Here is a 26,850-nt window from a genome sequence, read left to right as displayed (position 1 = left end):
TGATCAAACCCCTTTTCTCATTCTCATAATCCAAATAAGCCTTTTTTCTTCTTAGGTGGTTCCTGCGCTTGCCGCCATATTCTTACCGGGCTTTGCGAGCTTTGCGATATATCTAGCACATCACCCTGTAAAAGAGCCTGATTATGCCCTACCTGTATAAGGCGCATCCAGTGTTGAGCTTGCGGACCTTCTTCACCGGCGGGACATAGCGTAAAATCTAGATATTCAAGCGGATAGTTAGGACGCGCACTTACGAAACCAAAACTGCCATCACGCAACAACAATCTGCCCGGCGCGCGATAGGCGAACATTGACCAATCGCCTAGACCCCACCTGCTCAAATCGCAAGGGTAAATACTGGCTTCCGAATCTGCCAAATAGGCTTCTTTTTGAGCAAGCAAATATTGCAGCATGTCCCAATTCTTAACTTCACGAGCAATAAAAGCGCGGGCGTATTGGATTGTATCAGCTTCCACCACCAAATAATCAAAATCACCTTGCGTACCAAACATCAAAAAGCTAAAATCACCCGAATTATCGGCAATTGCCAAATCTGAGACAGCCTTTACCACCCCATTGGCTGTAAAGTCATTCATGCCAAAAAAAACCGGATCCATCACATCTGCTTCGATACTATCGTTGAGCCGTATCGTCCCGCCCAACAATTGCAAAGCGAGGGCAGCTTCATTTACACCATCACGATCGGTATAACTACCATAGTTATTATAAACCGGATAAGGATTATTGCCGGGTGGATTACCACCGTAAGGATCATAGGGATTACTCAAGGATTACCCTCCTTTTACTATTGCGCCAACAAGACGAGTATATGCAAAATTTTTGCTTATCGCAATCATTAACACAATATTCGACTAAAGACCTATTTACCTAATCTCTTTCTAATGTTATATTTTCAATGCTACATTGTTATGAACATCGAAATGAAGCATATTCATCATATACAAAAGGTTTCGTTACTTTGAATAGTAGTAATATAAAATTTACGGGAGGCGCAGCCGGTTATACTTCGGCTGAGTTAGATAAAATTGCGGTTGCCGCAGAATATCTTGGACTTGAGCATGCCCCAGAACAATGGACTGTGGAATTGCTCGAACAGAAGCGGACTCGAATGCGCGAACAGGTGGGAACTTTGCGGGCATTTGCCGATGAGTCACGAATGGATATTTTTCTTTTCTTGATGCATCGCGGCACCACCAATGGGGAGATGGGCAGTTTTACCGTTTCGGAAATTGCAGAGCGTATGCAAATTTCTCTTTCAACGGTATCTCACCACCTCCAAGAATTGAAACGAGTAGGCTTGCTCAAAGTAGAACGCCAAGGTAAAGAGCGCTATTATCGAGTTGATTTGGATTATCTAATAGATATTGTGGGAAATCTCTATCAGAAACTTCTCAAAAAAAGAGAGTTAATCAAGCAGGGCATCCCCGGTTGCCCTACCGAATTACTGGTAGAATTTGTTACAAAGAATTTAAACCTTACTGAAAATAACAAATAAGCGAATATGTTTTGCCACTGCTGCCAAAACCCTTTAGCTTATTGATAAACATATTATATATAGTGGAGTAAATAATGCGGAAACCTTCCTCAAAATATGCTATTGCACTTACGGCAGCACTCGGCTTGTTTATGGCGGTGTTAGACAACACCATCGTCAACGTGGCGTTGACACCCATTGCTACGGGTCTGAAAGCCGATTTGAGTTCAATTCAGTGGGTAATTACCGGCTACTTTCTAGCACAAGCCGCAGTAATTCCTATTTCTGGTTACTTTAGTTTGCGATTTGGTATCAAACGACTATTTATTCTCTGCCTTGCCTTCTTCACACTAGGCTCATTGTTGTGCGGTCTCGCGCAGAGTGAGACCATGTTAATCGGGTTCCGAATTATTCAGGGACTTGGTGGCGGCGCACTCTTCCCATTGGCTAACGCTATCGCCTTACAGGCTTTCCCGCCACGCGAAAGGGCGGCAGCCAGCGCAGTGGTAGGTATTCCGGTGCTATTAGCGCCAGCCTTTGGTCCAACTATCGGTGGTTTATTGACGGTTAACTTTGGATGGGAATACATTTTCTTCATCAATGTACCGGTAGGTTTTGTTGCAATTTTCCTAGCAATTCGGGTTTTCCCTGCCGACAACCTCGTGGCACAGAGCAAAAAAGCATTCGATTATATCGGTCTGAGCCTGTCCATTCTGGGTGTATTGGCAGTGGTTTACGCATTTGCGTTGGTTAGCGAGTCTGATTCAAGCACAATAACTGCCGCCAATCCACGAGGTGATATTCACGGTTGGGGCTACCCACCTGTCTGGATACTATTAATTGCCGGTTTGGCGCTGGTGGCTATCTTTGCCATTTATGAAATCTACATCAGCAAAGACCCGGTGTTGGATTTGAGATTATTCAAAAGCTACGATTTTACGGTGGCTAGCATCATTTCGTGGCTATCCGCGATTGTGGTATTCGGCAGCCTCTTCATGCTACCAATCTTCCTTGAGCAAGTCAGAGTACCGCATTTAAGCGCGTTAGATGCCGGTCTTGCTCTAATGCCACAAGGTCTTGCAGCAGCAGTAGCGGTAGGGTTGGGCGGCAAAATGTATAACCGCTTTGGTCCGCGTGTTTTGGTTATGACAGGAGCGGTATTGTTGGTTTTCAGTTCCTTTATGTTGACATCCTTGAAACCCGAATCAGATGGGCTTTTCCTGATGCCATGGTTAATAATACGTGGGTTAGGCTTCGGCATGACCGCAATACCGGTTCAAACACTGGCTTTGATGTCGCTAACCGGCCCTGCGCTGCCGAAAGCCAGTTCACTTTTCAACGTAACGCGGCAAATATTTAGCTCAATCGGTATTGCTGTTCTCGCTTCTCTATTCGTACAACAGTCTGCGCAGCATGGCACCGATATTGGTAGTCAGATTGCAGCCGGTACATTACCACGCCCGACCACAGCGGATGCACAAGCTCTAATTGTGGCACAGGCTGGCACAAGTGGTATGAACGATGTGTTTATGTTCGTAACAATTGGCACTGTAATTCTACTGCTGGTAGCGGTAATTTTACCAAAGAAGCCGCATCGCGCGGAAGGACTTAGCAAAGAAATCGAGTCCCATGCGGAGCAACCCGCGATGATAATGGAATAGTTAACTGCTTTAAACGACCTTGCTTATTTAATAGGCGAGGTCGTTTTTATTTTCCGATACAGAAAGTTGAGAAGATTTCATGCAGGAGAGATTCTTGCACCGACTCGCCTGTAATTTCACCCATTGCTTCCATTGCCAGACGCAAGTCAATTGAGATAAAATCAGCGACCATGCCTGCTTCATCGCTGGCAATTGCCGAAAGCAAATGTTCGCGAGCACGCTCAAGGGCGCGGCGGTGCCGAGTGTTGGTAATCATCAAGCTTCTACCAGCCAGATTTTGCCCCCCTAACGCTAGATTTGCCAGCGCATCTTCCAATTCCTGCAACCTATCGCCCGTTTGAGCCGATATACTTACACGAGGCAACTCTGGAAGCTTCTGATTCAACTCCGATTCAAGCTTATAATTTTCATTCTCACCCTGATTTAAATCCGTTTTATTCAAAACCAGCATGGCTTTGGTAGTTGGGCGTATAGCTAGTTCAGATTGTACAGCAGCGATTAACTCAAGGTCGCCGGAGTGCAAAGGGCGCGAGCTATCCAGCACCAGCAATAACAAATCGGCGCTGGCAATCGCTTGCCTGCTCCGCTCGATACCGATACGCTCGACCATATCTTCAGTAGCGGTTATTCCGGCAGTATCCACCAGCACCACCGGTATTCCGCGTACATTAAGAGTTTCCTCAATCAAGTCACGAGTTGTCCCGGCAACTGGCGTGACTATCGCGCGGTCATTTCGCAAAAGGGCGTTTAGCAATGAGCTTTTACCCACATTGGGCACGCCTACAATTGCTGCTCGAATTCCTTGCCGATAAATTTGTCCGGCATCGGCAGTAGCCAACAAGGTATCAATTTCGGCTAAAGTTTCACCCAATTGCGGAGAAACCGAGGCAAATGGGACATCATCTTCCGGGAAATCTATCATAGCTTCAAGCTGGGCGAGGGCTGAAAGCAATTTCTGGCGCGCCACCCCGATACGTTGCGACAGCTTTCCTGCCAATTGCCCCAACGCCTGCTCAAGCGCGGGACCGGTTTTGGAGCGAACAATATCCTGCACCGCCTCCGCCTGAGCCAAATCAATCCGTCCGTTCAAGAAGGCTCGCAAGGTAAATTCGCCCGGTTCGGCGTGGCGTGCGCCCATTCTAAGAGTCAGGTTTAATATCTTCTCCAACGGGACACTACCGCCATGACAGCTAATCTCAGCCATTGGTTCGCGGGTATAGGTGCGCGGGGACGCAAGATAAACCGCCATAACCTCATCCAAAGGATCAGCCGGAATCGCCGGGTCGGCAATATAGCCATAATACAAACGATGGCTTTCAAAGCTCTTGCGGGTTTTGCCTTTTATCGTAAAAAAAACTTGCTGCAATATTTCATAGGCATTCGGTCCACTAAGGCGCACCAACCCGATTGCCCCTTCACCCAAAGCAGTAGAAATAGCGGTAATAGTATCGTTGTACATATCTTTTATCCGATGGAAAGGGCAAAGTTGCCCGCTTACGCTTCTTTCGGCTTTATTCTCAGCAATTTTTCGACAATGAAACTGAATACAATATCGGTGCTGCTTTTACCCTGCACTATAGTTTCAAAATCAGCCAACCGACCGTTACTGACATCATCCCGCAAACAATCAAGGTCAAGCGTTAAGGTTTCTTCAAGTTGAGCGGTTAGTTTGCGGGTATTGATTTTTTCCCCGGCTCTAAAGCGGGTGAACTTGCCGATATTAATAAATATATCGGGATATTGTTCACGCAGAAAATCAAAACGGAAGGATACCGGCGCAATATAACAATCGCCTAACTCACGCACCAACCAGCCAAGTCCTGAGTGGAAACCCAACGGGCGCAATTCCAGCGGCATTATTTCGCCTTGCGGAAACATCCACAATATACAGGGTGATTTTTGCTTTAGCTCTTTAACGATATATTCCAATGACTTTAAGGCTTCCCTTGCATCATTGCGATTAACCCCAAAACAGCCCGCCCAAGCAAAAAAAGGATAACGGCTGAGTTGCTGCTCATCCATCATCAGATAAGGACTCAAGTTATAAACTTGGCGGGAAATAAGATGTGCCAGATAACCGTCCCACCATGAGGAGTGGTTTACATAGAAAATAATGGGAGCGTCTAGTTTGGAAGGGGGTAAAGGCAGCGGCTCTGCTACCCGCATGTGGACGGAGTGGAAGGCACGCCAGACTGAGCGGCGAGCAATCCCAAAAACCAGTAACTCACCTAGAAAGTTCTTACGCGCCGGAATCATGGTTTAATCGTTTGCGCGTTTAAATGACCAGCGTTTGCGAATCGGTTCGCCTTCTTCGCCTTCTGACAAGCGGGCTTCTTTTTTATTTTCGGCGCGAATTTCCACTTCACTCTGCAACTTTTCCCGATTTTCCCGATTAGTTTGCATCCAGATGTAAATTATACGCTGGAAGGCGGTCAAATTAGTGCCTACGGCGAGTATCCAGAGCGAAATCGGCAACGCAGGCGACCAGAAAGCGGCGATAAAAGTTCCAAGCGCAATCAATACTACACGCTCAGGACGAGGTAACAAACCCATCTTGCACTGCAAACCCAGACCTTCGGCACGCGCTTTGACATAGCTGATCATAAGCGAGCCGCAAATTGATACATAGACTAGTATCGAGCCGCCATCTTTGTCCGCATCAGGTATATTGCGATAATAAAGCAGCAAACCTAGAAAAACTACCACTTCGCTATAACGATCGAGAGAGCTATCCAGAAAAGCCCCGAAAGTGCTGGCGCGTCCGGTAATTTTTGCCAACGCCCCATCCAGCATATCAAAAACACCCGCAAACAAGATTAGTAAACCACCCAATAGAAACCAACCGTTAGCTAGTACGTAGGCTACCGGTATATTAAGCAGAAACCCGATTACGGTAATCCTATTGGGGGTAAGAGGGGTTTTTACAAAAATACGGACAACCACTCGCGCGATACCACGCGCCCAATCTTCGATAAGGTTAGAAAACATGCACCACTCCTGTAAGACAACTTTCCGGTTGGGTAATCTTGCCGACACCAAGCCCATTCTTACCTATTAGTATAGTCTAGTATATTACAACATTTTTGCCAATCTTGAAAGTTAGAAGTAGATACTTTTATCATCAAGTAAGTTGTATTGCCAATTTACAGCGATTTACGCCGGTGGTAACATTAGTAAAGATACATATTATTTATTTCCCGGTATTTAGAGGAGTCCCAGATATGTCAATTTTAAAAGAACCTATCTTAAAATTATCAAAAAGTGCCCGGATGAAAAATTTCGTGAGCCATAACCGGATTGGACGAAGTGCAGCACGTCGTTTCGTAGCAGGCGAAACTCTAGAAGATGCATTGAAAGCTGCGCGCGACATGAACAAACTCGGAATCCATGTTAGCCTTGACTATTTGGGAGAAAACGTATTCAGTGAAGCGGAGTCGGTTGCCTCCACCGAACAATATCTAAATTTGTTAGGAATGATTGCGCGTGAGAAACTAGATGCCAATATTTCAGTTAAACTTACCGCACTAGGGTTAGATGTGGATAGACGGTTGTGCTTAAATAATATTACAGCGGTGCTAACCCGCGCCCGTGATTTGGGCGGCATTTTTGTCAGAATAGATATGGAGAGTTCGGAGTACACCGAGCGCACAATCGACATTTTCAAGGAACTATGGCAAAGCGGCTTTCGCAATACTGGCACAGTCCTGCAAAGTTACATGTATCGCACCGAAGATGATGTGCATACCATGATCGAGCTTAAAGCCAGAGTAAGGCTATGTAAAGGCGCGTATCTTGAACCTCCCACCGTTGCTTATGCTGAGAAAAGCGATACTGATAGTAATTATGTCAAGTGCATGCAACAATTGCTGGACAATGGTAACTATCCAGGGTTTGCAACCCACGATGAGAAAATCATAAATCAGATTCTGGATTATGTAAAAGCGCAGAATATTCCGGCAGAGAAATTTGAATTTCAAATGCTGTACGGAATACGCCGGGATTTGCAAAAGAAATTGGCAGGTTTAGGTTATAATGTTCGAGCTTATGTTCCTTATGGTTCACAGTGGTATCCCTACCTGATGCGTCGCATGGCAGAACGCCCTGCCAACCTGTTTTTTATGCTGAACAATGCCTGGCGAGGGTAATTATAGATGTCTTCTAAGGTAACAGTAAAATTATTTGCTTCCTTCAGAGAAATAATCGGTAATGGAAATCTCGAATTTCCTTTACCTGAAAACGGTAGCTTAACTGCCGGAGAACTGTTGGCACAACTCGTTCAGAAATATACCGCGCTAGGTGGTCCCGCCCGTACTTGCCGAATCATGATTAATCGGCAGTACGCTTCGAGCAATTCCCCGCTTTCTCCCGGTGATGAAGTAGCATTTATACCGCCGGTTGGAGGAGGTTCCGACTGATAGCCTTAAGTTGACAACACTCGTTATTGTAATTTACTACTCACAGGAGTAATGCATGGGACAGCTTATTCGAATAACCGAGCAACCAATAGATTTACAAGAACTGCTTGAGACGGTTTCTAATGAGCGCAACGGTGGAATAGTTTTATTTACCGGCACAGTGCGACGTTGGAACGAGGGTAATGAAGTTCACTGGCTTGAGTATGAAACCTATAAAGAGGCTGCCGAAATAACTATGGCAGAAATTGCCCGTAAAGTGGAAAAACAGTGGGGCATTTCGGATATAGCAATGTCTCACCGGATTGGACAGCTTGGCATCAAGGATATTGCGGTAGGAGTGGCAATTGGTAGCCCACACCGGGCAGAAGCTTTTGCTGCATGCCAATTTGTAATTGATACCTTGAAAGCCACCGTCCCGATCTGGAAAAAGGAATCTTGGGAGGGAGACGAACAGAGCGGTCAACGTTGGGTAGAAAATAAGGTGTGAGTAATTAATTCTATGAGTTCAATCTATAATTTATTATTGCAAATAGCGACCCCTACGCCGAATACGCTACAAGTTGATCCCGGTAATGAACCGATGGGAACAGCCGTATTCTATATTCTCTTTATGTCTCTGATGATTGGTGGCAGTGTAGTAGGATTCCGTATTCGAATGTACTTCACCAATAAGGAAAGAGCTAGGAAGAAAGAAGAAGCAGACAGGAAGGCTACCTGATATGCATAAACCTATTCACATCGCGGTATATTGCGCTTCAAGTAACTCAATTGCACCAAAGTACTTTGAAGTAGCCACCGAACTTGGCGAAATGATGGCTAAGCGTGGAACGGTGCTGGTTTACGGTGGTGGGCGTATTGGTCTTATGGGTGCGGTAAGTCAGGCAGTGGTTAAGAATGGCGGGAGCGTAATAGGTGTAATCCCCTACTTTCTTGAAAGAATAGAAATCGGCAACCATGATGCCGGAGAACTTATCCTGACCGATGGCATGCGCGAGCGTAAGGCTATTATGGAAGAAAGAGCAGATGCATTTATCACCTTGCCCGGAGGATTTGGCACACTGGAAGAAATTTTTGAGATTCTTACGGGTGGGCAACTAGGGGTTCATCAGAAGCCGATGGTATTGGTCAATACCAATGGCTACTATAATCATTTGCTGGCACAACTCCAATTAGGGGTAGAGGAACATTTTATCAAAGCGGTACATATGGATTTGTTGCATGTAGCGAATACCCCGCAAGAGGCTTTGGATTACATTTTCAACTACCAACCTCACCAACATATTGATAAAGTTACTGAAGACGAATTGAAAAGTCTGAAAAAGAACGGAAACGGGGAAGTACCGGGTTCAGAATAATAACTTCGAAAATATTATGGCAAACCGCACAGGTTTTAAGATTTGTGCGGTTATTTTTTGCCTAATCGGGTTCGTTAGCGCCTGCAAAAAATTTAGCGCGTTCCAGCAGAGGCGAAATACGCTCACCGAGCGCTTGGTCGTAGAGAGTTTGCACCAATTTCACAATCCGATCTAATAGCATCGGCACATTAAACCCACCCTCCGGGATAATCAAATCAGCATAACGTTTGGTAGGCTCTACAAATTCCTGATGCATAATCCGCACTGTAGTCAGATATTGTTCGATTACCGAGTCAACCGAACGTCCTCTCTCTTTTATGTCGCGTCTTAAACGGCGAATAAATCGCAAATCGGCATCGGTATCTACAAAGATTTTCAATTCCATCAAATCGCGGATACGCTTATCGGTGAAAAGCAAAATTCCATCCACCACAATAACCGGACAAGGCTCCATAAAAACTGGCTCAGACAAACGATTATGCTGCACAAAATCGTAAATGGGCATCAAAATTGGTTTGCCTGCTCGTAAATCCAACAGATGTTGATATAAGAGATCGTTATCAAGCGAATCAGGATGATCATAGTTAACACGGGTGCGCTCTTCAAAAGGCATATGGGAAAGGTCTTTGTAGTACGAATCGTGCTGGAGATGCACTACCAGCGAGATGCCGATATTCTCTACGATGTGACGTGCTACTGTAGTCTTGCCGCTACCTGTACCACCAGCCACCCCGATAACAAGCGGGGTCGAATTACGCATAGCCGATTTTCTCCCTACCATAAAAAAACATATCCGGCGCTGTTTTGCTGCGCCGGATAGCATATCTCATTCCGCTATCATTAGAAGAGTTTATAAGGCGAAGGTAAGGTTGTCAACCGAGGTTAATCGGCAGTATATTCGCGGCTGCGCAGGCTTGTTCCAATATGACTTATATTGTTCCAATTTATAAGCCTTTCCCCTTCTTACAACAGGGCTAAGGCTGTTCTTGTAAACCATTTACTATAATTCTGAACACTTACTGCTGACAGCATGTATTGTATGTATTTATTGAAATGTGTATAATTGGTTTATATCTATTTGATACTACTTAATAATATTAAAGTGGGGGAATATAATTTCCCTTTGTGGGGTCAAATGCTAGAGCATATTAATGAAGTATCATCCGATTCGCAGAATAATAAGGATGGTACACAAGCGTTTAATCGCTTTAATATGGTGCCAGCGGAAGACTTATTCGTGCCAGAAATTAGTATTCGCCCTGAACAAGCAGAAGCTCTCCTGGTTATTTCCTCATTGCTAAATTCCGAGCTTAATCCGGGGAATGTACTTATAAACCTTGTACAACATGTCTCAGGGCTTTTCAAAGCTAGTCGAGCGGCTGTTTTTCTCCGAAAAAACCTGCAACATGAACTGACCGATGGCTCTAATCCTCACAATGTTTTTACCGAAGAAGAACCCCTCGCCGATATCGGAAGGTTGGTTTGCGCGGCTAATTGGGGACTTACCGACCTGTTTATTGATAAAGTTCTTAAATTCTACGAAGATCGTGAGTTCAGTCGCTTACAAACCATCCGTAGCCCTGTCTATATAGAAGATATTCAAGCTTCACAGCGTTTAAACGGCTTGCGAGAATTGAGTATGCGCGAGGGTTTGATGACAATGCTCACCCTACCCCTACTCTATCGCCAGAGTTTGATCGGTATTATGGTTTTGTACCACAGCCAGCACAGAGTCTATTCCAGAGAAGAGTTACGCCTGCTAACTATTATTACCAATCAAGCAGCGCTGGCTATAACCAATTCGCGCCTTTATGAAGAAGCCCGTCGCCGTGAGCAAGAAGCTGAAATGCTGGCGGAAGCAAGCCGGGTTCTTAGTAGCTCATTGAAATTGCGCGAAGTGCTATCTGTAATTGGGGAAATGTCTACCAGAATGGTTGGCAATACCTCAGTTGTATTTATCGTTAGAGAAAATACAGACCAGATTTTCCCAATAGGCTACTATAGTAAAGAAACACCCCCGCCCGAATTACCGGAATATATACCCACCAAAAATAGTGAACCTGTAAGAATCGGACAGACAATTGTGGGTAAAGTGGTGCAAAATGCCACCGCTATGTTTATCAAGGACAATACCGATTGGTCGCGTATAGCACCGTTTATCCGGGATGTAGAACATGTAAATAGCTTGCTATGTGTTCCCTTGAAAGTAAGAAGTAAGGTTATTGGCGCGCTGGCAATCTATAATATTACCTACCAGAATCCAGAGATCAAGGTTACACCAATTGAAGACCGCCATGTAACATTGCTACAACAGTTGGCTGAACGTGCCGCCAACGCCATCGAGAACGCCCGTAACTATGAAGCCGAAAGGTCAGCTTTACAGGAGAAAGACCTCTTTCTTACCTTAATCTCGCATGAGCTAAAAACCCCGCTAACCTCGCTACTTGGTTATAACCGACTTGTCAACAAACGTTTGGAAGAAGAAAGCCTCGAAAAAATTGACCTCAACAAACTAATCGAGAGTTTGCGTCATTATAATGGGGTTATGGAAGGTCAACTGGATCGCCTGCAAACACTGGTAGAAGATCTTACCAGTATATCGGATATTGAAACCAACAAGCTTGAATTACACAAACGTCCGGTTGATCTCATACCGATTATACGAAACAAAATCAATGAGGCGGAACAACTAGCTAAGCAGGTGCGTATGCCGCGCCCAGTTCATCACTTTGAATTACGCACAAATCCCGCAGTGGTTATTGGCGATGTCGATATACCGGCTTTCGAACGAGTATTATCAAGCCTTCTTAGCAATGCCGTTAAATACTCGCCTAGAGGTGGATTAATAAAGGTAAGGGTGCAACAGGCTTTGGAAGAAATCACTATCGCCGTGCAGGATGAAGGCGTTGGTATTCCTGAAAAAGATTTGCCCCACCTCTTTGAACGCTTCTTCAAAGCCAACAACTCTCCATCAAAAGCCAACGGGTTAGGGCTAGGGCTTTATATCAGCCAGAACTTTATTAAAGCAATGGGCGGACGTATAGAAGTACAGAGCGAAGAAGGTAAAGGCTCTAACCTTACTATATACCTACGCGCCTCCGCTCCTCTTAAATCCAACTATTAAAAATACCTACAACTTTTGCACCAATAAAGGCAAGATTTCACCGGCTTTTCCGTTAAAATTATAGCGGTACGGTGAAATCAGTGATTCGACCTCTAGATTAATTGTAATCACAATTCCGTGCGCTATTCTTGCTAATGAAGCGGCAGGTTCTACCTGACCGGAAGTTCCAATGGAGAAAAAAACATCGCACTTTTTTGCCGCATATTCAGCTTTTTCAAAAACCTCGTCAGGTAACATTTCACCAAACCAAACCACATCGGGACGTAGGAATCCGCCACAACGTGGGCAGCGTGGCGGTATTCCTTGGTTTTCATTCCAGCTATCCACTAACAGACCTTCATCAAAGCATTTAACTCGATTGATATTGCCGTGCAGTTCGATAACGCCTTCACTCCCGGCGCGCTGATGCAACCCATCCACATTCTGGGTAGCAAGGGTCAATTCAGGGACTTTACGTGCCAGTTCTGCCAGCGCATAATGCCCCGCATTCGGTTCAACCGTATGGACTTTCTCACGGCGAGCAGCGTACCACTCCCATACCATGCGTGGGTTTCGCTGAAATCCTTTCGAGGTGGCAAGCTCTTCAGGACGATATTTTGCCCATAAGCCCGTTAACTGGTCTCGAAAGGTAGGGATACCACTTTCAGCGGAGATTCCTGCCCCGGTCAATATTGCCACACGTTGCGCCTTTTTCAAGGCTTCGATTAGTTGCACAGGAATAACAATTTCGTTCATACGCCACCTGTAATATGATTAATTTGTTGTCTATTGCGCCAACGCCACCATAATTTGCGCGCTTCATCCGCGAAAAATATAACCGGAGTCCAAGCAAATACAAAAAGCCAATCAATAATATCCAGCGGGGCAGTATTGAATAGCCCCTGCATAAAAGGCAAATATACCAGTGAAACCAGCAAACCCAGTTCAACGACTATTCCTATGAGTACCAGCCGATTCTTGAAGAAACCGATTTTGAAAACAGAGTTGCGTTCGGTACGACAAACAAAAACCGCTCCTACCTGTGTAGCAACGACCCCCGCTAGAGTCATAGTTGTAGCAAGGCGGTATATCTCGGTTCCTTCGGCTGCCAGCGGAACACCGGGCCAACCAAACCGCCAGTTCAGGAAGAAATATGCCGACATAGAGGCTATCGATTCGATTAGCCCGTACCACAATAACGCCCGTGCCAGCAACTTAGGATTGAGCAATGGCTCTTTCTGGGAACGGGGTGGCAATTCCATAACCCCCGCTTCGGGAGGTTCTGTGCCCAAGCCAATCGCCGGAACCATATCAGTGCCAAGGTCAATCGCCAGCACTTGCATTACGGTTAGCGGCAAGGGTATTGCCCCTCTCGAAAAAAGCATAGCTACAAAGGGAACAGCTTCTGCCATATTGCTATTGAATACATACATAGCGAACTTACGGATATTGCTATAAATAGCGCGACCCTCTTCCACCGCATTTACAATCGAGGCGAAATTGTCGTCTGTCAGTACCATATCAGCGGCTTCTTTTGCCACGTCCGTTCCGGCTTGCCCCATCGCTACCCCGATATGGGCTTTTTTAAGAGCGGGCGCATCGTTTACGCCGTCGCCGGTAACCGCGACGATATGCCCCAATTCTTGGAAAGTGGTGACAATTTTGAGTTTATGTGCAGGCGTAACACGGGCAAAAATTACCTGCGCATTCTTTAAAATATCTTTCAGGGCAGCATCACTCATTCTATCAAGCATCAAGCCGGTAATTACTTTGAAATCCTCACCAGTAACTATACCGAGTTGCTTGGCAATGCTGGCAGCAGTCAATTCATAATCCCCGGTTATCATTACAACCCGAATACCGGCTTTATGGCAGCGGGCAATTGCCTCGCCGACTCCCGTTCTTGGTTGGTCACGCATTGCCACCAAACCGAGAAAAATCAGGTCATGTTCAACCTGTTCCGCCGTAAAATCCATCGTGTTATCCGGTAGAATGCGATAAGCCAGCGCCAGTACCCGCAAGCCTTCACGCGCTAATCTATCGTTTACCTGCATCACTTCAAGACGTTGGCTCTCACTTATTGCCGACACGCTTTCTTCCTGCTGGATAAAGTTGCATAATTCCAGCACTTCTTTAGGTGCGCCTTTAACATACGCCACCTGCGCATTACCCTGCCGATTGATAGTACTCATGCGCTTGCGGTACGAGTCGAAAGGCAACTCGCGAATACGTGGGTTCTCGGTAGCTTCGGCTTTCAAATCAACCCATCCCTTTAGTGCCGCTACTTCCAGAGAGGCTTCGGTGGGGTCGCCCAGTTCGCGCCATTTTTCTGAATCCCCATCGGGCGGCAATATTCGCGCATCATTGCACAGGCTGGCAATTCGCAGAGCCAGATGCAAATCTCCGGCGACAGGAGTATTTATCTTTTGAGCATTCTCAACAATATGACCTTGCGGAGCATAGCCGGTTCCGGTGAACTCATACATGTGTCCCGGCAACCATAAATGTGTAACCGTCATCTCGTTCTGGGTCAGCGTGCCGGTTTTATCGGTGCAGATTACAGTGGTACAACCCAGCGTTTCTACCGCCGAAAGCCTTTTTACAAGCGCATTGCGTTTTGCCATACGCTGGACACCCAACGCCAGCGCCAAAGTGACGGTAGGCAACATCCCTTCCGGTACAAAGGCTACAATCATGCCCATTGCGAAGATAAAACTAGTGGCAAGATCGACTTTAGCCAGAAATATTGCCAGCACAAAAAAGAGCGAGCCTATCCCGGTGGCAAGCATTGTAACGATTTTGGTCACTCGTCCGAGTTCGCGCTGTAATGGGCTTAGTTGATCGGTTACATTAAGTGTAAGATGCGCGATTTTACCAAATTCGGTTTGCATCCCCGTTGCGGTTACAACCGCAGTAGCCCTACCAGAAGCCACACCCGTTCCGGCGAAAATCAGATTCGCAATATCGGCGACTCCCAATTCAGTATGCAACGCGGCTTCTTTGGTTTTACGAACCTGGCGCGACTCTCCCGTCAGGGTGGATTGGTCAACCCGAAGATCAGATTCGTCAATGATACGAGCATCGGCGGAAATATTATCGCCCTCTTCCAGCATAAGCAGGTCGCCCGGAACGAGTTCCTCCGCCAAAATCTTGCTTTCACTGCCATCTCGTATCACTCTGGCATAATTGGGCAACATCCGTTTGAGGGCTTCAGTAGCCTTCTCCGCCTTGTATTCCTGCCAGAAACTAAAGACCCCGTTAATTAGGTTGACCGTCCAAATAGCAATTCCAAGTTGAGGAGCATTTGCCAGAAAACCGACAATACCACCAGCCCACAGTAAAAGCGCCATCAGGTGGGTAAAATTTGCCAGAAATTTCAAGATAAGGGGAGTTTTGTGTCCTTCGCTGAGCGTGTTGCGCCCGAATTTCTCCAGTCGAACTTGCGCTTCAGCCTGTGTTAAGCCCTGCGGGGAGGTATTAAATGCCTTGTAAATCTCGTTAACAGGAAGGAGGGATAATTGAGAGCCATCCTTCTTGTTTTCAACAAGAAGCTCCATAGCTGTTACTTCTCGCCTTTCCAAGTCTTTGGCAGTTAGTTACGACAGACAGAACCAATCAAAGCTCTATAGATTGGCGATTTCAAACGGCTCAATCTGGTCTGCCGCTTCAAAACCAAAGACTTTTGAATAGAAATAAAACTCAGCTTCCAGAGCGCGCTTTATATTATCAGCCCGCCTAAAACCATGCTGCTCACCTTCAAACGGGATGTAAGCAACCGGAATGCCCTTCTGCTTAACCGCCTCAAACATCATCTCGGCTTGGTTAGGTGGCACTACCTTATCCTCAAGACCTTGGAACAGAATTATCGGACAGCGCAACCCTTCGGTGTGATATATCGGAGAACGAGCGCGGTACAAATCCAGCCGCTCCGGATAAGCACCAACCAGATTATCCAGATAGCGCGATTCAAATTTATGGGTGTCGCGAGCAAGCGCCTCCAAGTCGCTAACCCCAAAGTAGCTCGCCCCCGCCTTAAAGGTATCTCGGAAGGTCAGGGCGCAGAGCGTAGTATAACCACCTGCGCTCCCACCTTGAATAGCGAGCCGATTTTCATCCGCCAACCCTTGTTTTGCCAGATGCAATGCCCCATTTACGCAATCATCTACATCCACAATCCCCCAGTTACCGTTGAGCCGTTCACGATATTCGCGCCCATAGCCCGTGCTGCCCCCGTAGTTCACGTCCAAAATCCCAAATCCTCGGCTAGTCCAATATGCAAAGCTAAGCGAAAGCAACGCAGGCGAGGCAGAGGTAGGTCCTCCGTGACTTCGCACCACCAAGGGTGGAAGATCGCCTTCAGGGGCGAGATAATCCTTGTTAGCAGGTGGGTAGTAAAGGGCGTAAGCATCAAGCCCACCGTTAGTGGGAAATTCAATCGCTTGCGGGGTTGAAATATAACCGGAATCTACTTCAAGGGTGGAGGCGAGTTTGTGTACCCGCATTTCGCCACTGGAAAGGTCATACTCAACTACAGCCATCGTTTTGTTTGAACCGCCCGCAATCATCACCACCCGATTGCCACTTACTTTAAGATTACCGATATAGTTGTAGGGCTGGTTAATACGCGAAAGAACTTTGCTCTGGAGATCGAGAATACCCAGATTCCAGAAACCGTTCTGGGTAAAGGCGCAGACTATGTTCCCATCGAGAGTAAAACCATAGGTTTGTGTTCCGAACACCCACATAGGCTGTCCGAACTCAGCTTCCATCGGATATAGTGACTCAACTTGCCCATCAGTTATCCGGTAGAGATTCCACCACCCGGTGCGGTCTGACACAAAATACAACAAACCATCGGGCGACCATGTCGGTTGGTAAATGGACTCTCGCAAACCGCCTGCCACGAGTTCAGCCTCGCCTAGCGTACCATCCGGCAATACCGATGCTAGTCTTAGTTCGCAACCGTCCCACGGCATGTTGGGGTGACTCCACTCTAACCATGCCAGTTTTGTACTATCCGGGCTAAGACGCGGACAAGCATAAAAATCTTTACCTGATACCAAAACCTCACCACCATTCTCACCGCTCAAGCTCAGACTCACAATGGTATTGACAGGTTCATGCCCGCCCGCTGTATGGTCTTCGCGAACAGTAATCAAGCGGTTGCGGTGTTGATCATATACCGCATCGGCATAGCGCAAAGCAATCGCAGGGGTAAGCGCTTCCGGTGCGCCCCCTTCAACCTGACGGTACAAACGTTGGTCGGCAAAGTTCGAGAAGTAGATAACCCCATTATTTATCAGCAACGCCCCGCCACCGTACTCATGTACACGAGTGCGTATGTTAAAAGGGGCTGGCGTTAAATCAATTCCAGCACCCGAAGCATCAGGTCTAACCAATACAACCCGCCCCCCTTCTTTTGGGCGACCCTCTAGCCAGTAAATATCTGCGCCATCTAGAGCAATATCAGCCAATCCAACCGCATCGGTAATAATCATCTCGGTGCTTATAGGAGATTTCCAACTGCCATAAGGCGCTATCTGAACCACGCTATACTCCTTCACAAAATAATCTATTCTCAAGACTCGCTTATTTCAATTTTAGCGCCTTGCTCAATTTCTTGGCGAGGCAATAAAGTTGTCCAAAGCGCCAACAGTTCGCGTGGACGCGCACGCAAGAAATTCCCGGTTGCGGTGGGTGGTCCATTCAAGCCAAGCGGCACAAGCTCTCGGAAAATTCTTTCCGCATCCTTTTCTTCCTTAGCCCGTACCGCGATTCGGTAAACCACTTCGTTAAGCGCATCTACGCCCTCTTCTGAAGAAAGTGAACCATGCAGCGCGTTGTAGCCGATAAAGTCGCTGCGTATTTCTTCATAATTCAACCCATTGGCTAACAAAATTTGGCGCAAAATTTGGTCGGCGCGGCGGGCTTTGGCAAGGGCTTTGGGCCAGCTATAGCATATCTGGGCTTCTCCCATCCAACCATCCTCGTAGCCGAGACATACTTTAAGCGTTTCTGGGCGAGGTCTGCCCCTGATTCCTGATACCTTTACCCGGTTTTCGCCTACTTGCTCTAGCTTAACTGAGGTGAAATCGGCATCTACATCCGGCGTTAGGTAGTGATTAGGATCAAGCACTTCATAAAGTAATTGCTCGCGTACCGTATCCCATGAAACCAGCCCGCCTGTTCCGGGTGTTTTGGTTATAACAAAAGTGCCGTTCTCATTGACTTCTGCCACCGGATAGCCAATGTGTTCCAATCCTTCTATTGCTTCCCAACCGCCCGCATAGTTGCCACCTACCACCTGTCCGGCACATTCCAGCAAATGTCCTACCACAATACCTGAAGCAAGCGAGTTCCAATCATCTGCTTTCCAATCAAATTCGTGGATAAGGGGACCCAAGAAAAGAGCGCTATCGGTTACGCGCCCGGTAATCACTACATCAGCGCCCTGCGCTAGCGCGTCGGCAACCAGATTAGCGCCGAGATAGGCGTTTGCGCTGGCAATGCGTTCAAGTGGTATGCCGCTATCGGCAAGAGCTTTCCCATTATCAAGGCTTTCCAAACGATAGCCGTTATCCAATAACTCCGGTAAGCGCGTTAAAATATCATCGCCTGTTACCAGCGCAACTTTTAAGCCTTTGATACCCAACTTACGGGCAATTCCAAGTATTAATTCTCGCGCTGCCTGTGGGTTTGCTCCCCCGCCATTGGTTATTATTTTGATGCCTTTTTCAAAGGCTATCGGCAAAAGGCGCGGCATTAAAGCCAATAAATCCAGAGTATAGCCGCGTTGAGGATCACGTTTCTTGTCTTTTTGCAGGATGGATAGTGTTAGCTCGCTCAGGCAATCAAAACCGATATAGTTGAGGTTGTCCACCTTACGCGCCATTTCCAGCGCCGGGAGCGGTGTGTCCCCGTAAAAACCTTGCCCTCCACCAATTTTGACCGTTTTCATTAACCATTTCCTCGTTAATAAAAAACTACGGTATGCAGAATATCGCGCTTTGCAATAACATCTTTTCAACCATTACTAACATTTTACCACTATTTGTAAGTGCTATAACCAAAACGCTATCACGATATGAGCAAGCGAAATTTACTACACATATACCCCCTTATACCTTCACTGCCACATTAAAGAGTTAGTCTATAGTAAGGTGGATATTTAGTAATGACAGGAGGGTTAAAATGGATTGCAGAGATAGATTGGAAACTTACCTCCGCCAGCAGCGGATTCCTCATCAGATGCAAATCCATCCAAGGGCATATACTGCCGGGGATGTGGCGGAAAGCGAACATTTACCGGGGAAATTAATGGCTAAAGTGGTGATCGGTATTGCGGATGGCAGAGTGATTATGTTGGTATTACCTGCTTCAAAAGTGGTAAACCCACATGAGGCAGTGAGGGCGTTTAAAGCACATAGTTTCAGGCTGGCACATGAATACGAATTTGCCGATATTTTTGATGATTGCGAGCTTGGCGTACTCCATCCCTTCGGAAACCTCTATAATTTGCCCGTGTATGTCGATCAAACTCTTGCCGAAGATGAGACAATCTATTTCAGAGCGGGGACTTCCACAGAAACAATCAGCCTCAAATATGCCGATTTTGCCAAATTGGTGCAACCGGTTTTAACAAACTTCGCGAAAGAGGTAGCCGATACATTAAGCAGGTAATATTCGATTCCATAAGAAATTAAGGGTGATTGGCACTGTAACAGGCTCAAATCACCCTTTTTTGTGTGAAAACAATAGCGCCAACTTGTTTGTAACAGTAACCGATACCATTTATTAAGTAGACATAAGCTATTAATAACTGGACTATTCCATTTATTCGATTATAATAAGCCGAATAGGTTAATTGATTTGCCCTGAAACTGAGCGTGTATATAATTTTGTTTGGTGGAAATAATAGATACAAGCAACATAGCAGCCTGAGTTACCGAAAGCGTAAGAGCAAACGCTTGTGGCAACTTTTTTTAATGCTCTCAATTCCGGCAATATTAGTCATGTTAGGTTTCTACCTGCTGCCCTCTCTAGCTTCGGAGCAACGTGAACGCAGTACACCCAGAGATGCACTTTCTAATGATGCCGGTTATCTGGTACGTGGTACACCTATAGTGCTTGATTCCGCAGGGCGGAGTAATTACCCTACTGCTAGTTATTCCTACGAAATTTTTTACACTCCATGGCAACGGCTAGATAGCCCGATTAATTCCGGCAAGGTGCAAAGAGCCTATACATTCGGCAATAACCCCGGTCCTGCTTTTCTCGAACAGTACCATTCCGATAATCAGAACCTCAAGATGGTGCAATATTGGGAAAAAGGTCGGATGCAACTGGAAAATGATAGCACCGCTTCGATTGTAATAGCGCCCCTTGCCTACGAGTTAATCAGCGGGCAAGTGCGCATGGGTGATAAAGAAACGCTCCAACTGGCGGGATGTGACACCCATATATATGGTGAAGTCAGTAGTGATAACCCTGCCCCCACTTATAAATCTCTTTCGAGTGTTACCAGCCTGAAACCCGGCACTAACCGAGCTGAAAAGCAAGTTGGTCTGACGGTAAATGCAACGCTAAATCAGGCTGGGGAGGTAGGAAGCGGTAGCGATGAAGGATTGGCAATTTATAATGTAAAAAACGTCAATTTTGTGGAGCAAGCCGGACATAATATTCCGAATGTTTTCTGGGATTTCCTAAATCGCAGCGGCACTATTTCTCAGAATGGTGTAAATACCACCGAACGATTATATAACTGGTCGCAACAATTTGGAACGCCACTCAGCGAACCTTACTGGATAAAAGCCCTTATCAACCAGCGAAATCAGGATATTCTAATTCAGGTCTTTGAAAATCAGATATTGATCTATAATCCCTCTGCCAAACCAGAACTTAGAGTAGATACCGCTAATATAGGTCAGCATTATTACGAATGGCGCTATGCCGGAAATCAATTCATCAGCGATACAACCCAGAATATCAAGGCACAAGGGGCAGCGACCACTACCACGGGGGCAAGGCTGATAATAGGTAACGAAAGCATAATGCGGATTATAACCATAGAAAATGGGCATATGAGCCGCAACATGCTGATAAATCGGCTAAACGGGCAGGTATATGCCGACTTAAAGCCATTTGTAAATATGAGCGGGTTCTCGATTGGGCTAGAGGGGCAAAATCAAGTTGCCTACCAGATAAACGGCGACCAATTCAGCCTGACTGGATTTAACATGCCAGTATGGAATGATACGGAGAAGGAACTGGTATTAAACGGGCAAATTTCATTTCTCGGCGCTACTTTACAGCTTAAACTATTTTACCGCGCGCTGGCAGGGCAAAATTTCATTGAAAAATGGGTGCAGTTAGCGCCAAATGATAAGCTAAAAGATTTTAGGGTGCGCTTCGCTACAATTGAGGATTCGCAGGTTGATAAAAGTCTATCCCCGGCAGCTCCAACACCGGAAGAGGATACAATACCCATGCTTGTTCCGGTTGAAAAAACCAGCAGCGTGCCCGGTGGCGCAATTTTCACCGACCTAATGGTACACGAATCGGGCGATGGCGGTTTGTATTTCTTTTCTGCCACTCCCTTGGGTGGTGAATATGCCACGAACCGTCGCCTCACCGTAATGCAAGAGGATAACCAATCGCTTGGAGATGGCTTTATCAGTGGCAAAGCAGTGCTAGGGGTTTATACGGGACGGGTAGATTTGGGCTATAAGCGCTTTAGCCAATATCTACAAAATTATTACAGCAAAATAGGTACAAAATGGCAACCGGTGTGGTACAGCACTTGGTATCCCTTTACCACCCAGATAAACCAAGATATTGTTAATACTCAATTTGAGAAAATCAAGGATTTAGGTTTTTACGATGTCTTGCACCTCGATGCGGGATGGGAAGGCGGCATGCCGCTCCAAGCTGATCCTCAGAAATTTCCACAGGGTTTAAAACCGCTGGCAGATAAAACTGCTGCGCTAGGTATGGGTTTGGGTATCTGGATTAATCCTTTCTCAAATGGCTACAGCAAATATGTATATTATACCGATTTGTATCGAACCCATCCTGAATGGCGCTTGAAAGACACTGAGCAACAGATAGAAGGGAAGCCATACGCCAGCGGAAAATATGGGGTTAATACCGATTACTATTTCTATGTGCGTGAGCGGTTAATAGACCTTGTTAAAAATTACAACGTTAAAGTTATATATTGGGACGGCGCAGATTGGAATATCCCTGATTCGGAAGTACCTAACCTGACCGAAGACCAACGCCGTGTTGAAAGAATCAAGGGTTTAAAGCGTCTCAGTGCCTTAGCTGATGAATTGCGCGCCATCCGTCCTGAGCTTGTTATTGTGGCGTGGAATAGCACCGTTAATGTGCATTTATTGGGTGCAGTCGAACAATTGCAGCTTTCAGACAAATGGGACTTACCGCTCGGACAAAGCGAGATTACGCGCTTACAACAATTTTATTCTGCCACTTATCACATCCCCTATTATGCAATTTGGGGAGACTGGTATAGTATTAGCTACCGTGAAAATTCCGATAATAACCTAGCGAAAGCTCCGCAGGAACTTATATACGCTGAAGCAAGTATGATTGGCACAGGTGCGTTTAATGCCGGAGCCAGCCTTGACCTTACGAAAGCTCCGCAAGATTTACTGGACTATATCAAGAAGCTCTTTACTTGGCGCAAGCGTTTTGAGCCATATTTCAAAGTGTACCAGCACCTTTTGGATTTTCCATCCGACTCCCAAATTTTCGGGGAGGGTCACGTCATTAATGGGAAAGGCTTTATCATACTTAATAACCCTACCACGCAAGAGGTGCAAACTACCCTACCATTGAGTGCACCTGAGCTTGAACTTGACCCCAACCACAGTTATCGCCTCTTTGATTGGAGTAGCCTGACCGGAGCGCAAGAAAAGGGAGAAGCTAAGCCCGGAGAAGGCGTAGCTATCAACATACCGCCGCGCAGTGTCAAGATTATTGGTATAGAGATAGAGGGTTGGCTCAACTAGCCTGCCAGAATCTCATTATAGAGCTTCTGAGTTTGGTACATCGGCTCTATGCCAAGTTCTTCTGCCAACGTACTGACACACTTGTCGTAGGTGCGTAAAGCAGCGGAACGATTGCCTAGCCGCCATTGCGCCAAAATCATCATGCGGTAGGCTTCTTCCCAACAATTATCACGTGCCAGAATCAAGCGGCACACTCCCATACAACGTTCCCATTGTTCTCGCACTGCCAACAAGCGAGTCAATCTCTCGGCCGTGGTCAGAAAAAGAGATAGCAATTTTTCTCGCTCGACTGCTGCCCAATCCTCATAGAGACATCCCGGCAAAAAGTCGCCCCGATACAATTCAAGGGCACGGGTATAGGCATCCAGCGCGTCATCCTTGCTATTGGCTTGTAATTCTATATGTGCCCCCTGTGCTGCCAGTTGCTCAAAAGCAATCGCATCCAGCCACACATAGCGGGGATCGAGGTTCAGCATATAGGATAAGTCGCTGCCGCTACCGGTTCTAATTATATAGGTGGATTGGGCGCGACTTGAGCGTTCTGGTTCAAGCGCACGTACCAGCGCATTTAGGGCTACTTTGAATCGCGCCTCCGCCGACATATAATCGCTTTCGGGCCACAAGCTTTCCAATATCTGGTCTTTGGAAAGAGCTTTTTCGCGCCGGGTCAATAATAGCTGAAATAACTGGCGGGCTTTCTCACGTTGCCAATCGCGAGGGGTAAGCTCTGAGCCATCAGGACGATGTAGCGAAAAGATTCCAAGGGTAGTTATCCTTAAAAGCATTGCTTCAACCGGAGCTTTAACATCATAAGAGTGAGTATTTATTTGAAATTGTATGCTGTGGTTTACGCCAGCCGATAATTCATGCAAACGCTGGAAAGTTTCAGGAGCTTTCGGTCCGTACATACTAGGGCATTCCAGCAAGAATTTATAGCCATAACGGGCGCATTCAGCTTTCAGTAAAGAAAGTTCAGCCGCATCACTGTTAGCCAGCGCTGCCCACAAGCGCGCAAGAATTATGCCGAATCTATCACCGCAATTTTCCATTATGGCACGGGCAATTTGGGCTGTGCCCAACGCTTCGCCATATTCGCCATGCTCTGCCAATACTGCGGTTAAGCTCAATTGCAGGAAGCCTTCTATCCATTCATCCCCGGCGCTTCGCGCTACCTGAATCCCTTCTTCTAAAGCCTGTTGCGCCGTAGCAAGGTTTCCCTGCGAGTAGCTTCCCAATAAAAGCCCTTTGCCCATCAAGCCTTCTGCCCGTAAACGTCTTACTTGTAATTGTTCGCCCAACTCCAGACCGCATTCATAGGCTTCCAAAGAACGCTGGTAGTCGCCTGAAACCATCAAAGCGTGACCAAGCCTTTGCCATGCCACTGCTTCGGTAAATGGAGTTTTCAATTCACGCGCCAAGAATATGCCCTGTTCGGCAAGTTGTACCGCCAATTCTTTTTCACCACGTATCGAATACAATAACGATAGAATCAGCACCTCCTCGCGATGGCTACGGGCAGCGCGACGAGGATGTCGGTTTTTCCCTTCAGAACGCCGCTCAAGATAAGCAACCGCTTCTGCTAACCTACCACTTCGCAACAAAATTCGCGCATCCTGCTGGCTGCCACTATCCGATTCTCCTAGTAATTTTCGTGCCTGTTGGTGCAAGTCTTCGGCTTCAAGAGGACGACCACGATTCAATTTATTTTCAGCGAGATCATGTAATAACATAGCGTGTAAGCGCGAATTGCCAGAAGCCTCTGCCGCTTCCAGCGCACGCTCCAACCATTCTTCCGCTGCCAACGGCTGGACGGTATCGAGGAAAACCAACGCCCTACCCTGTAAAGCTAACGCTAAACCCTCAAGCAGTTCAGTTTGGGAACAGTTTTCCTCTAAAAGTTGTTCATAGCGCGCAATTGCCAAACGGTAACTTTGCTGTGCAGCCTCAAAACGGCTGGTCAGGCGCAGGCAATCGCCCTGTAATAATGCAAGAGCGGGTTGTTTAACTATAAAAGAGGCGGGAAAGAGAGTAAGCCAGTATTCCAGTCGCTCTAATTGCCCGGTTTCCACTAATTGCTTACCCAAACCATCTTCCAACAAAATTGAAGCTTGAGTCCAATCCTGTGCAGCGATGCGGTGATGGAGTGCATCCTCAATTTGGTTTCGCCCATTCAGGTAAGCAGCAGCGCGTGAGTGTAAGGCTATCAGTTTTGCTGGGTCTTCCTGCAAACGGGAATACAGGAATATTCCAAACAGATGATGATAGCGATATGAAAAGAGGCGCGATCTACCGCCCGCCGATTCGGACTCATCAACTCCTTGACCGATTATGAAAAGACCATTCTCACTGAGACGGCGCAGAAGTTGTTCGCTTTCTCCAGCATTGCGCTCCTGCACATAATCACAGATTGGACCTGACATGCGACGTAATACTGCGCTCTCCAGCAAAAAACGTTGTACATCGGGCGATTGGCGACTTAACACCTCTTGCGCCAAGTAGTCAAATAAGCCGGAAAGATTGCGAGGCAGATCTTTCAAGATGCTTTCAAGGACAGTGGAATTTTCACCTTGCAAATTCTGCCAAACCATTTGCAAGGCAATAATCCAGCCTTCTGTTTCGCTGGAAAGGCGGATTGCCTGCGATTCACTCAGACGAAAACCGTAGCACTCATCAAACAAACGTGCCGTTTCTTCAGGAGTGAACGCAAGCGCATCTTTGTCAATGAATAGCATTTCTTGCTGTACTTGCCAGCGCGCTAGCAATTCAAAACTGGGGCGGCTGCGCGTGGAAATAATAATGTGCAAGTTGGGAGGAGCAACAGAAATTAACTCTTCCGCCAAGCGCAACAATTCTGTTTGACCCTCTAGAAAGTGAAAATCATCCAGCACCAGAAAAGTATCAGCAGTGAGGGAAGTAGCAAGCTCATTTATAAATACCTGTAAGGCAGGGCGATAGGCAATGCGCTTTTCGGCAGAACCTTGCGCCTCATTCCAGTCTCGCTCCAACACTTCAAGCGCACGAGCACCCGGCGCTTGATCGGTCTGGTGAAAAGCATATATTAGATGTAGTAGGAACAGAAAAGGGTCAAACTCGAATTGAGCAAGAGAATACCAGGCGTAGGTGCGTTGACCGGAAACCAACCAACTGGTAAGCAAAGTGCTTTTCCCATAGCCGGTGGGCGCTTCCAGTATGGTCAACCGATAATCGGTAGCGCCTTCCAACGCTTCAAGCAAACGAGCGCGATTAAGCGTCCAGCGTCTTAAACGAGGTGGTATCAAACGGGTTCGTAGTATTAAATCATCACCAAACGACATTATTTGCCAGTCCGGTTATTTTAAAGCTTACATGTCCAGAGGTTTTATTTATTATAGCAGACCCCAACGTATCTATCTTGTAACTGCTTTGTAACTGAAGCTTGTTATCTTAAATCTACCAATCTCGTATCTGGATGAAGATTAACCCACCGCTATTCAATAAGCCTTTTAATTAAGGAACTATTTATGGAACCAAACCGCCATCGTGTGGTTATATCCAGCTTCATGCTAAGGTTTGTGCATGAAGTGGAAGAGGAAACAAAGGCTGCTATTGATAAGGAACAGGCGGAAGGCGAAAGTGAAGTTCTTCAGTCCGCTTGGCGCGGTATAATCAAACATATTCAGAGCGGCGAAGAACATCACTTTACCACGCTAGATGATGCCGAAAGCTTCATTAAAAAATTCATTGGTGAATAGCAAATCTGGGGTATCACTTTTACCCGGCTTTTTTAATGTTAAAAACCTTTTTACTCAAGG

At 46.5% G+C, this 26,850-nt stretch carries 21 protein-coding genes; 11 read left to right on the top strand and 10 right to left on the bottom strand.

Translation table 11 applies throughout. From position 1 onward, the window contains the following. Positions 1–23: 23 nt before the first annotated feature. Positions 24–788: a hypothetical protein gene (locus OZ401_RS03970; RefSeq protein WP_341469416.1), complete on the bottom strand. Its 765-nt coding sequence runs from the start codon at positions 786–788 to the stop codon at positions 24–26. Between the two features lie 191 nt (positions 789–979). On the opposite strand from OZ401_RS03970, the gene OZ401_RS03965 reads away from it, so the two are divergent. Beyond that, positions 980–1,516, top strand: a complete 537-nt coding sequence (locus OZ401_RS03965) for an ArsR/SmtB family transcription factor (protein ID WP_341469415.1) — start codon at positions 980–982, stop codon at positions 1,514–1,516. A 74-nt stretch (positions 1,517–1,590) separates the two neighbouring features. Beyond that, positions 1,591–3,156 (top strand): MDR family MFS transporter, encoded by a 1,566-nt coding sequence (locus tag OZ401_RS03960; RefSeq protein ID WP_341469414.1) that lies wholly within the window; start codon positions 1,591–1,593, stop codon positions 3,154–3,156. Between the two features lie 46 nt (positions 3,157–3,202). Here OZ401_RS03960 and mnmE read toward each other — a convergent pair whose 3' ends face one another. Genes mnmE through OZ401_RS03945 form a run of 3 tightly spaced genes read right to left on the bottom strand, consistent with a single transcriptional unit; the run spans position 3,203 to position 6,144 of the window. Then, positions 3,203–4,615: a tRNA uridine-5-carboxymethylaminomethyl(34) synthesis GTPase MnmE gene (mnmE, locus tag OZ401_RS03955; RefSeq protein WP_341469413.1), complete on the bottom strand. Its 1,413-nt coding sequence runs from the start codon at positions 4,613–4,615 to the stop codon at positions 3,203–3,205. A gap of 35 nt (positions 4,616–4,650) precedes the next feature. Next, positions 4,651–5,412, bottom strand: coding sequence for a lysophospholipid acyltransferase family protein (locus OZ401_RS03950; protein ID WP_341469412.1), 762 nt, complete (start codon positions 5,410–5,412; stop codon positions 4,651–4,653). Between the two features lie 3 nt (positions 5,413–5,415). Then, positions 5,416–6,144 (bottom strand): CDP-alcohol phosphatidyltransferase family protein, encoded by a 729-nt coding sequence (locus OZ401_RS03945; protein WP_341469411.1) that lies wholly within the window; start codon positions 6,142–6,144, stop codon positions 5,416–5,418. A 233-nt stretch (positions 6,145–6,377) separates the two neighbouring features. On the opposite strand from OZ401_RS03945, the gene OZ401_RS03940 reads away from it, so the two are divergent. Genes OZ401_RS03940 through OZ401_RS03920 form a run of 5 tightly spaced genes read left to right on the top strand, consistent with a single transcriptional unit; the run spans position 6,378 to position 8,926 of the window. After that, positions 6,378–7,301, top strand: a complete 924-nt coding sequence (locus tag OZ401_RS03940; RefSeq protein WP_341469410.1) for a proline dehydrogenase family protein — start codon at positions 6,378–6,380, stop codon at positions 7,299–7,301. A 6-nt stretch (positions 7,302–7,307) separates the two neighbouring features. Further along, a complete protein-coding gene (locus OZ401_RS03935) occupies positions 7,308–7,571 on the top strand; it encodes a MoaD/ThiS family protein (RefSeq protein WP_341469409.1) in 264 nt (87 codons plus the stop codon). A gap of 55 nt (positions 7,572–7,626) precedes the next feature. After that, complete coding sequence (locus OZ401_RS03930; RefSeq protein ID WP_341469408.1) at positions 7,627–8,058, top strand: molybdenum cofactor biosynthesis protein MoaE; 432 nt, start codon at positions 7,627–7,629, stop codon at positions 8,056–8,058. 12 nt (positions 8,059–8,070) lie between these two features. Then, the gene (locus tag OZ401_RS03925; RefSeq protein ID WP_341469407.1) at positions 8,071–8,289 is read left to right on the top strand and encodes a hypothetical protein; all 219 of its coding nucleotides are present in this window, start codon (positions 8,071–8,073) and stop codon (positions 8,287–8,289) included. A gap of 1 nt (position 8,290) precedes the next feature. Further along, positions 8,291–8,926 carry an LOG family protein gene (locus OZ401_RS03920; RefSeq protein ID WP_341469406.1) on the top strand — a complete coding sequence of 212 codons (636 nt, stop codon included), beginning with the start codon at positions 8,291–8,293 and terminating at the stop codon, positions 8,924–8,926. 61 nt (positions 8,927–8,987) lie between these two features. Here OZ401_RS03920 and udk read toward each other — a convergent pair whose 3' ends face one another. Beyond that, positions 8,988–9,686: a uridine kinase gene (gene udk, locus OZ401_RS03915; protein ID WP_341469405.1), complete on the bottom strand. Its 699-nt coding sequence runs from the start codon at positions 9,684–9,686 to the stop codon at positions 8,988–8,990. 375 nt (positions 9,687–10,061) lie between these two features. Here udk and OZ401_RS03910 point away from each other — a divergent pair, with 375 nt between their 5' ends. Next, positions 10,062–12,050, top strand: coding sequence for a sensor histidine kinase (locus tag OZ401_RS03910; RefSeq protein ID WP_341469404.1), 1,989 nt, complete (start codon positions 10,062–10,064; stop codon positions 12,048–12,050). A gap of 6 nt (positions 12,051–12,056) precedes the next feature. On the opposite strand, the gene OZ401_RS03905 is transcribed toward OZ401_RS03910, so the two are convergent. The 4 genes from OZ401_RS03905 to OZ401_RS03890 all read right to left on the bottom strand — a co-directional run bounded on the left by OZ401_RS03905 (position 12,057) and on the right by OZ401_RS03890 (position 18,987). Then, positions 12,057–12,785 (bottom strand): SIR2 family NAD-dependent protein deacylase, encoded by a 729-nt coding sequence (locus OZ401_RS03905; protein ID WP_341469403.1) that lies wholly within the window; start codon positions 12,783–12,785, stop codon positions 12,057–12,059. Further along, a complete protein-coding gene (locus OZ401_RS03900) occupies positions 12,782–15,586 on the bottom strand; it encodes a cation-translocating P-type ATPase (RefSeq protein ID WP_341469402.1) in 2,805 nt (934 codons plus the stop codon). The genes OZ401_RS03905 and OZ401_RS03900 overlap by 4 nt, the downstream gene beginning before the upstream one ends. 66 nt (positions 15,587–15,652) lie before the next feature. Next, a complete protein-coding gene (locus OZ401_RS03895) occupies positions 15,653–17,527 on the bottom strand; it encodes a S9 family peptidase (protein WP_341469848.1) in 1,875 nt (624 codons plus the stop codon). 80 nt (positions 17,528–17,607) lie between these two features. Then, positions 17,608–18,987, bottom strand: coding sequence for an acyclic terpene utilization AtuA family protein (locus tag OZ401_RS03890; protein WP_341469401.1), 1,380 nt, complete (start codon positions 18,985–18,987; stop codon positions 17,608–17,610). A gap of 233 nt (positions 18,988–19,220) precedes the next feature. Between OZ401_RS03890 and OZ401_RS03885 the strand changes: the two genes are divergently transcribed. Together OZ401_RS03885 and OZ401_RS03880 are read left to right on the top strand one after the other, a co-directional pair. Beyond that, complete coding sequence (locus OZ401_RS03885) at positions 19,221–19,709, top strand: aminoacyl-tRNA deacylase (RefSeq protein ID WP_341469400.1); 489 nt, start codon at positions 19,221–19,223, stop codon at positions 19,707–19,709. Between the two features lie 287 nt (positions 19,710–19,996). Beyond that, positions 19,997–23,059 (top strand): alpha-galactosidase, encoded by a 3,063-nt coding sequence (locus tag OZ401_RS03880; protein ID WP_341469399.1) that lies wholly within the window; start codon positions 19,997–19,999, stop codon positions 23,057–23,059. Here OZ401_RS03880 and OZ401_RS03875 read toward each other — a convergent pair. Beyond that, the gene (locus OZ401_RS03875) at positions 23,056–26,373 is read right to left on the bottom strand and encodes an AfsR/SARP family transcriptional regulator (RefSeq protein WP_341469398.1); all 3,318 of its coding nucleotides are present in this window, start codon (positions 26,371–26,373) and stop codon (positions 23,056–23,058) included. The two genes, OZ401_RS03880 and OZ401_RS03875, sit on opposite strands and share 4 nt — an antisense overlap. Positions 26,374–26,559: 186 nt before the next feature. Between OZ401_RS03875 and OZ401_RS03870 the strand changes: the two genes are divergently transcribed. Beyond that, the gene (locus tag OZ401_RS03870; RefSeq protein ID WP_341469397.1) at positions 26,560–26,790 is read left to right on the top strand and encodes a hypothetical protein; all 231 of its coding nucleotides are present in this window, start codon (positions 26,560–26,562) and stop codon (positions 26,788–26,790) included. The last annotated feature ends 60 nt before the right edge of the window (positions 26,791–26,850 follow it).

The sequence above is a fragment of the Candidatus Chlorohelix allophototropha genome, from assembly GCF_030389965.1.
GTDB classification, from domain to species: Bacteria; Chloroflexota; Chloroflexia; order Chloroheliales; family Chloroheliaceae; genus Chlorohelix; species Chlorohelix allophototropha.
This window is presented reverse-complemented; position numbering and strand designations above follow the sequence as displayed.

Excerpts from the sequence above, each read along its gene's own strand:
- OZ401_RS03960 (WP_341469414.1), top strand. The coding sequence starts at position 1,591 with ATGCGGAAACCTTCCTCAAAATATGCTATTGCACTTACGGCAGCACTC.
- mnmE (WP_341469413.1), bottom strand. The coding sequence starts at position 4,615 with ATGTACAACGATACTATTACCGCTATTTCTACTGCTTTGGGTGAAGGG.
- OZ401_RS03950 (WP_341469412.1), bottom strand. The coding sequence starts at position 5,412 with ATGATTCCGGCGCGTAAGAACTTTCTAGGTGAGTTACTGGTTTTTGGG.
- OZ401_RS03945 (WP_341469411.1), bottom strand. The coding sequence starts at position 6,144 with ATGTTTTCTAACCTTATCGAAGATTGGGCGCGTGGTATCGCGCGAGTG.
- OZ401_RS03940 (WP_341469410.1), top strand. The coding sequence starts at position 6,378 with ATGTCAATTTTAAAAGAACCTATCTTAAAATTATCAAAAAGTGCCCGG.
- OZ401_RS03935 (WP_341469409.1), top strand. The coding sequence starts at position 7,308 with ATGTCTTCTAAGGTAACAGTAAAATTATTTGCTTCCTTCAGAGAAATA.
- OZ401_RS03930 (WP_341469408.1), top strand. The coding sequence starts at position 7,627 with ATGGGACAGCTTATTCGAATAACCGAGCAACCAATAGATTTACAAGAA.
- OZ401_RS03925 (WP_341469407.1), top strand. The coding sequence starts at position 8,071 with ATGAGTTCAATCTATAATTTATTATTGCAAATAGCGACCCCTACGCCG.
- OZ401_RS03920 (WP_341469406.1), top strand. The coding sequence starts at position 8,291 with ATGCATAAACCTATTCACATCGCGGTATATTGCGCTTCAAGTAACTCA.
- udk (WP_341469405.1), bottom strand. The coding sequence starts at position 9,686 with ATGCGTAATTCGACCCCGCTTGTTATCGGGGTGGCTGGTGGTACAGGT.
- OZ401_RS03910 (WP_341469404.1), top strand. The coding sequence starts at position 10,062 with ATGCTAGAGCATATTAATGAAGTATCATCCGATTCGCAGAATAATAAG.
- OZ401_RS03905 (WP_341469403.1), bottom strand. The coding sequence starts at position 12,785 with ATGAACGAAATTGTTATTCCTGTGCAACTAATCGAAGCCTTGAAAAAG.
- OZ401_RS03900 (WP_341469402.1), bottom strand. The coding sequence starts at position 15,586 with ATGGAGCTTCTTGTTGAAAACAAGAAGGATGGCTCTCAATTATCCCTC.
- OZ401_RS03895 (WP_341469848.1), bottom strand. The coding sequence starts at position 17,527 with ATGATTATTACCGATGCGGTTGGATTGGCTGATATTGCTCTAGATGGC.
- OZ401_RS03890 (WP_341469401.1), bottom strand. The coding sequence starts at position 18,987 with ATGAAAACGGTCAAAATTGGTGGAGGGCAAGGTTTTTACGGGGACACA.
- OZ401_RS03885 (WP_341469400.1), top strand. The coding sequence starts at position 19,221 with ATGGATTGCAGAGATAGATTGGAAACTTACCTCCGCCAGCAGCGGATT.
- OZ401_RS03875 (WP_341469398.1), bottom strand. The coding sequence starts at position 26,373 with ATGTCGTTTGGTGATGATTTAATACTACGAACCCGTTTGATACCACCT.
- OZ401_RS03870 (WP_341469397.1), top strand. The coding sequence starts at position 26,560 with ATGGAACCAAACCGCCATCGTGTGGTTATATCCAGCTTCATGCTAAGG.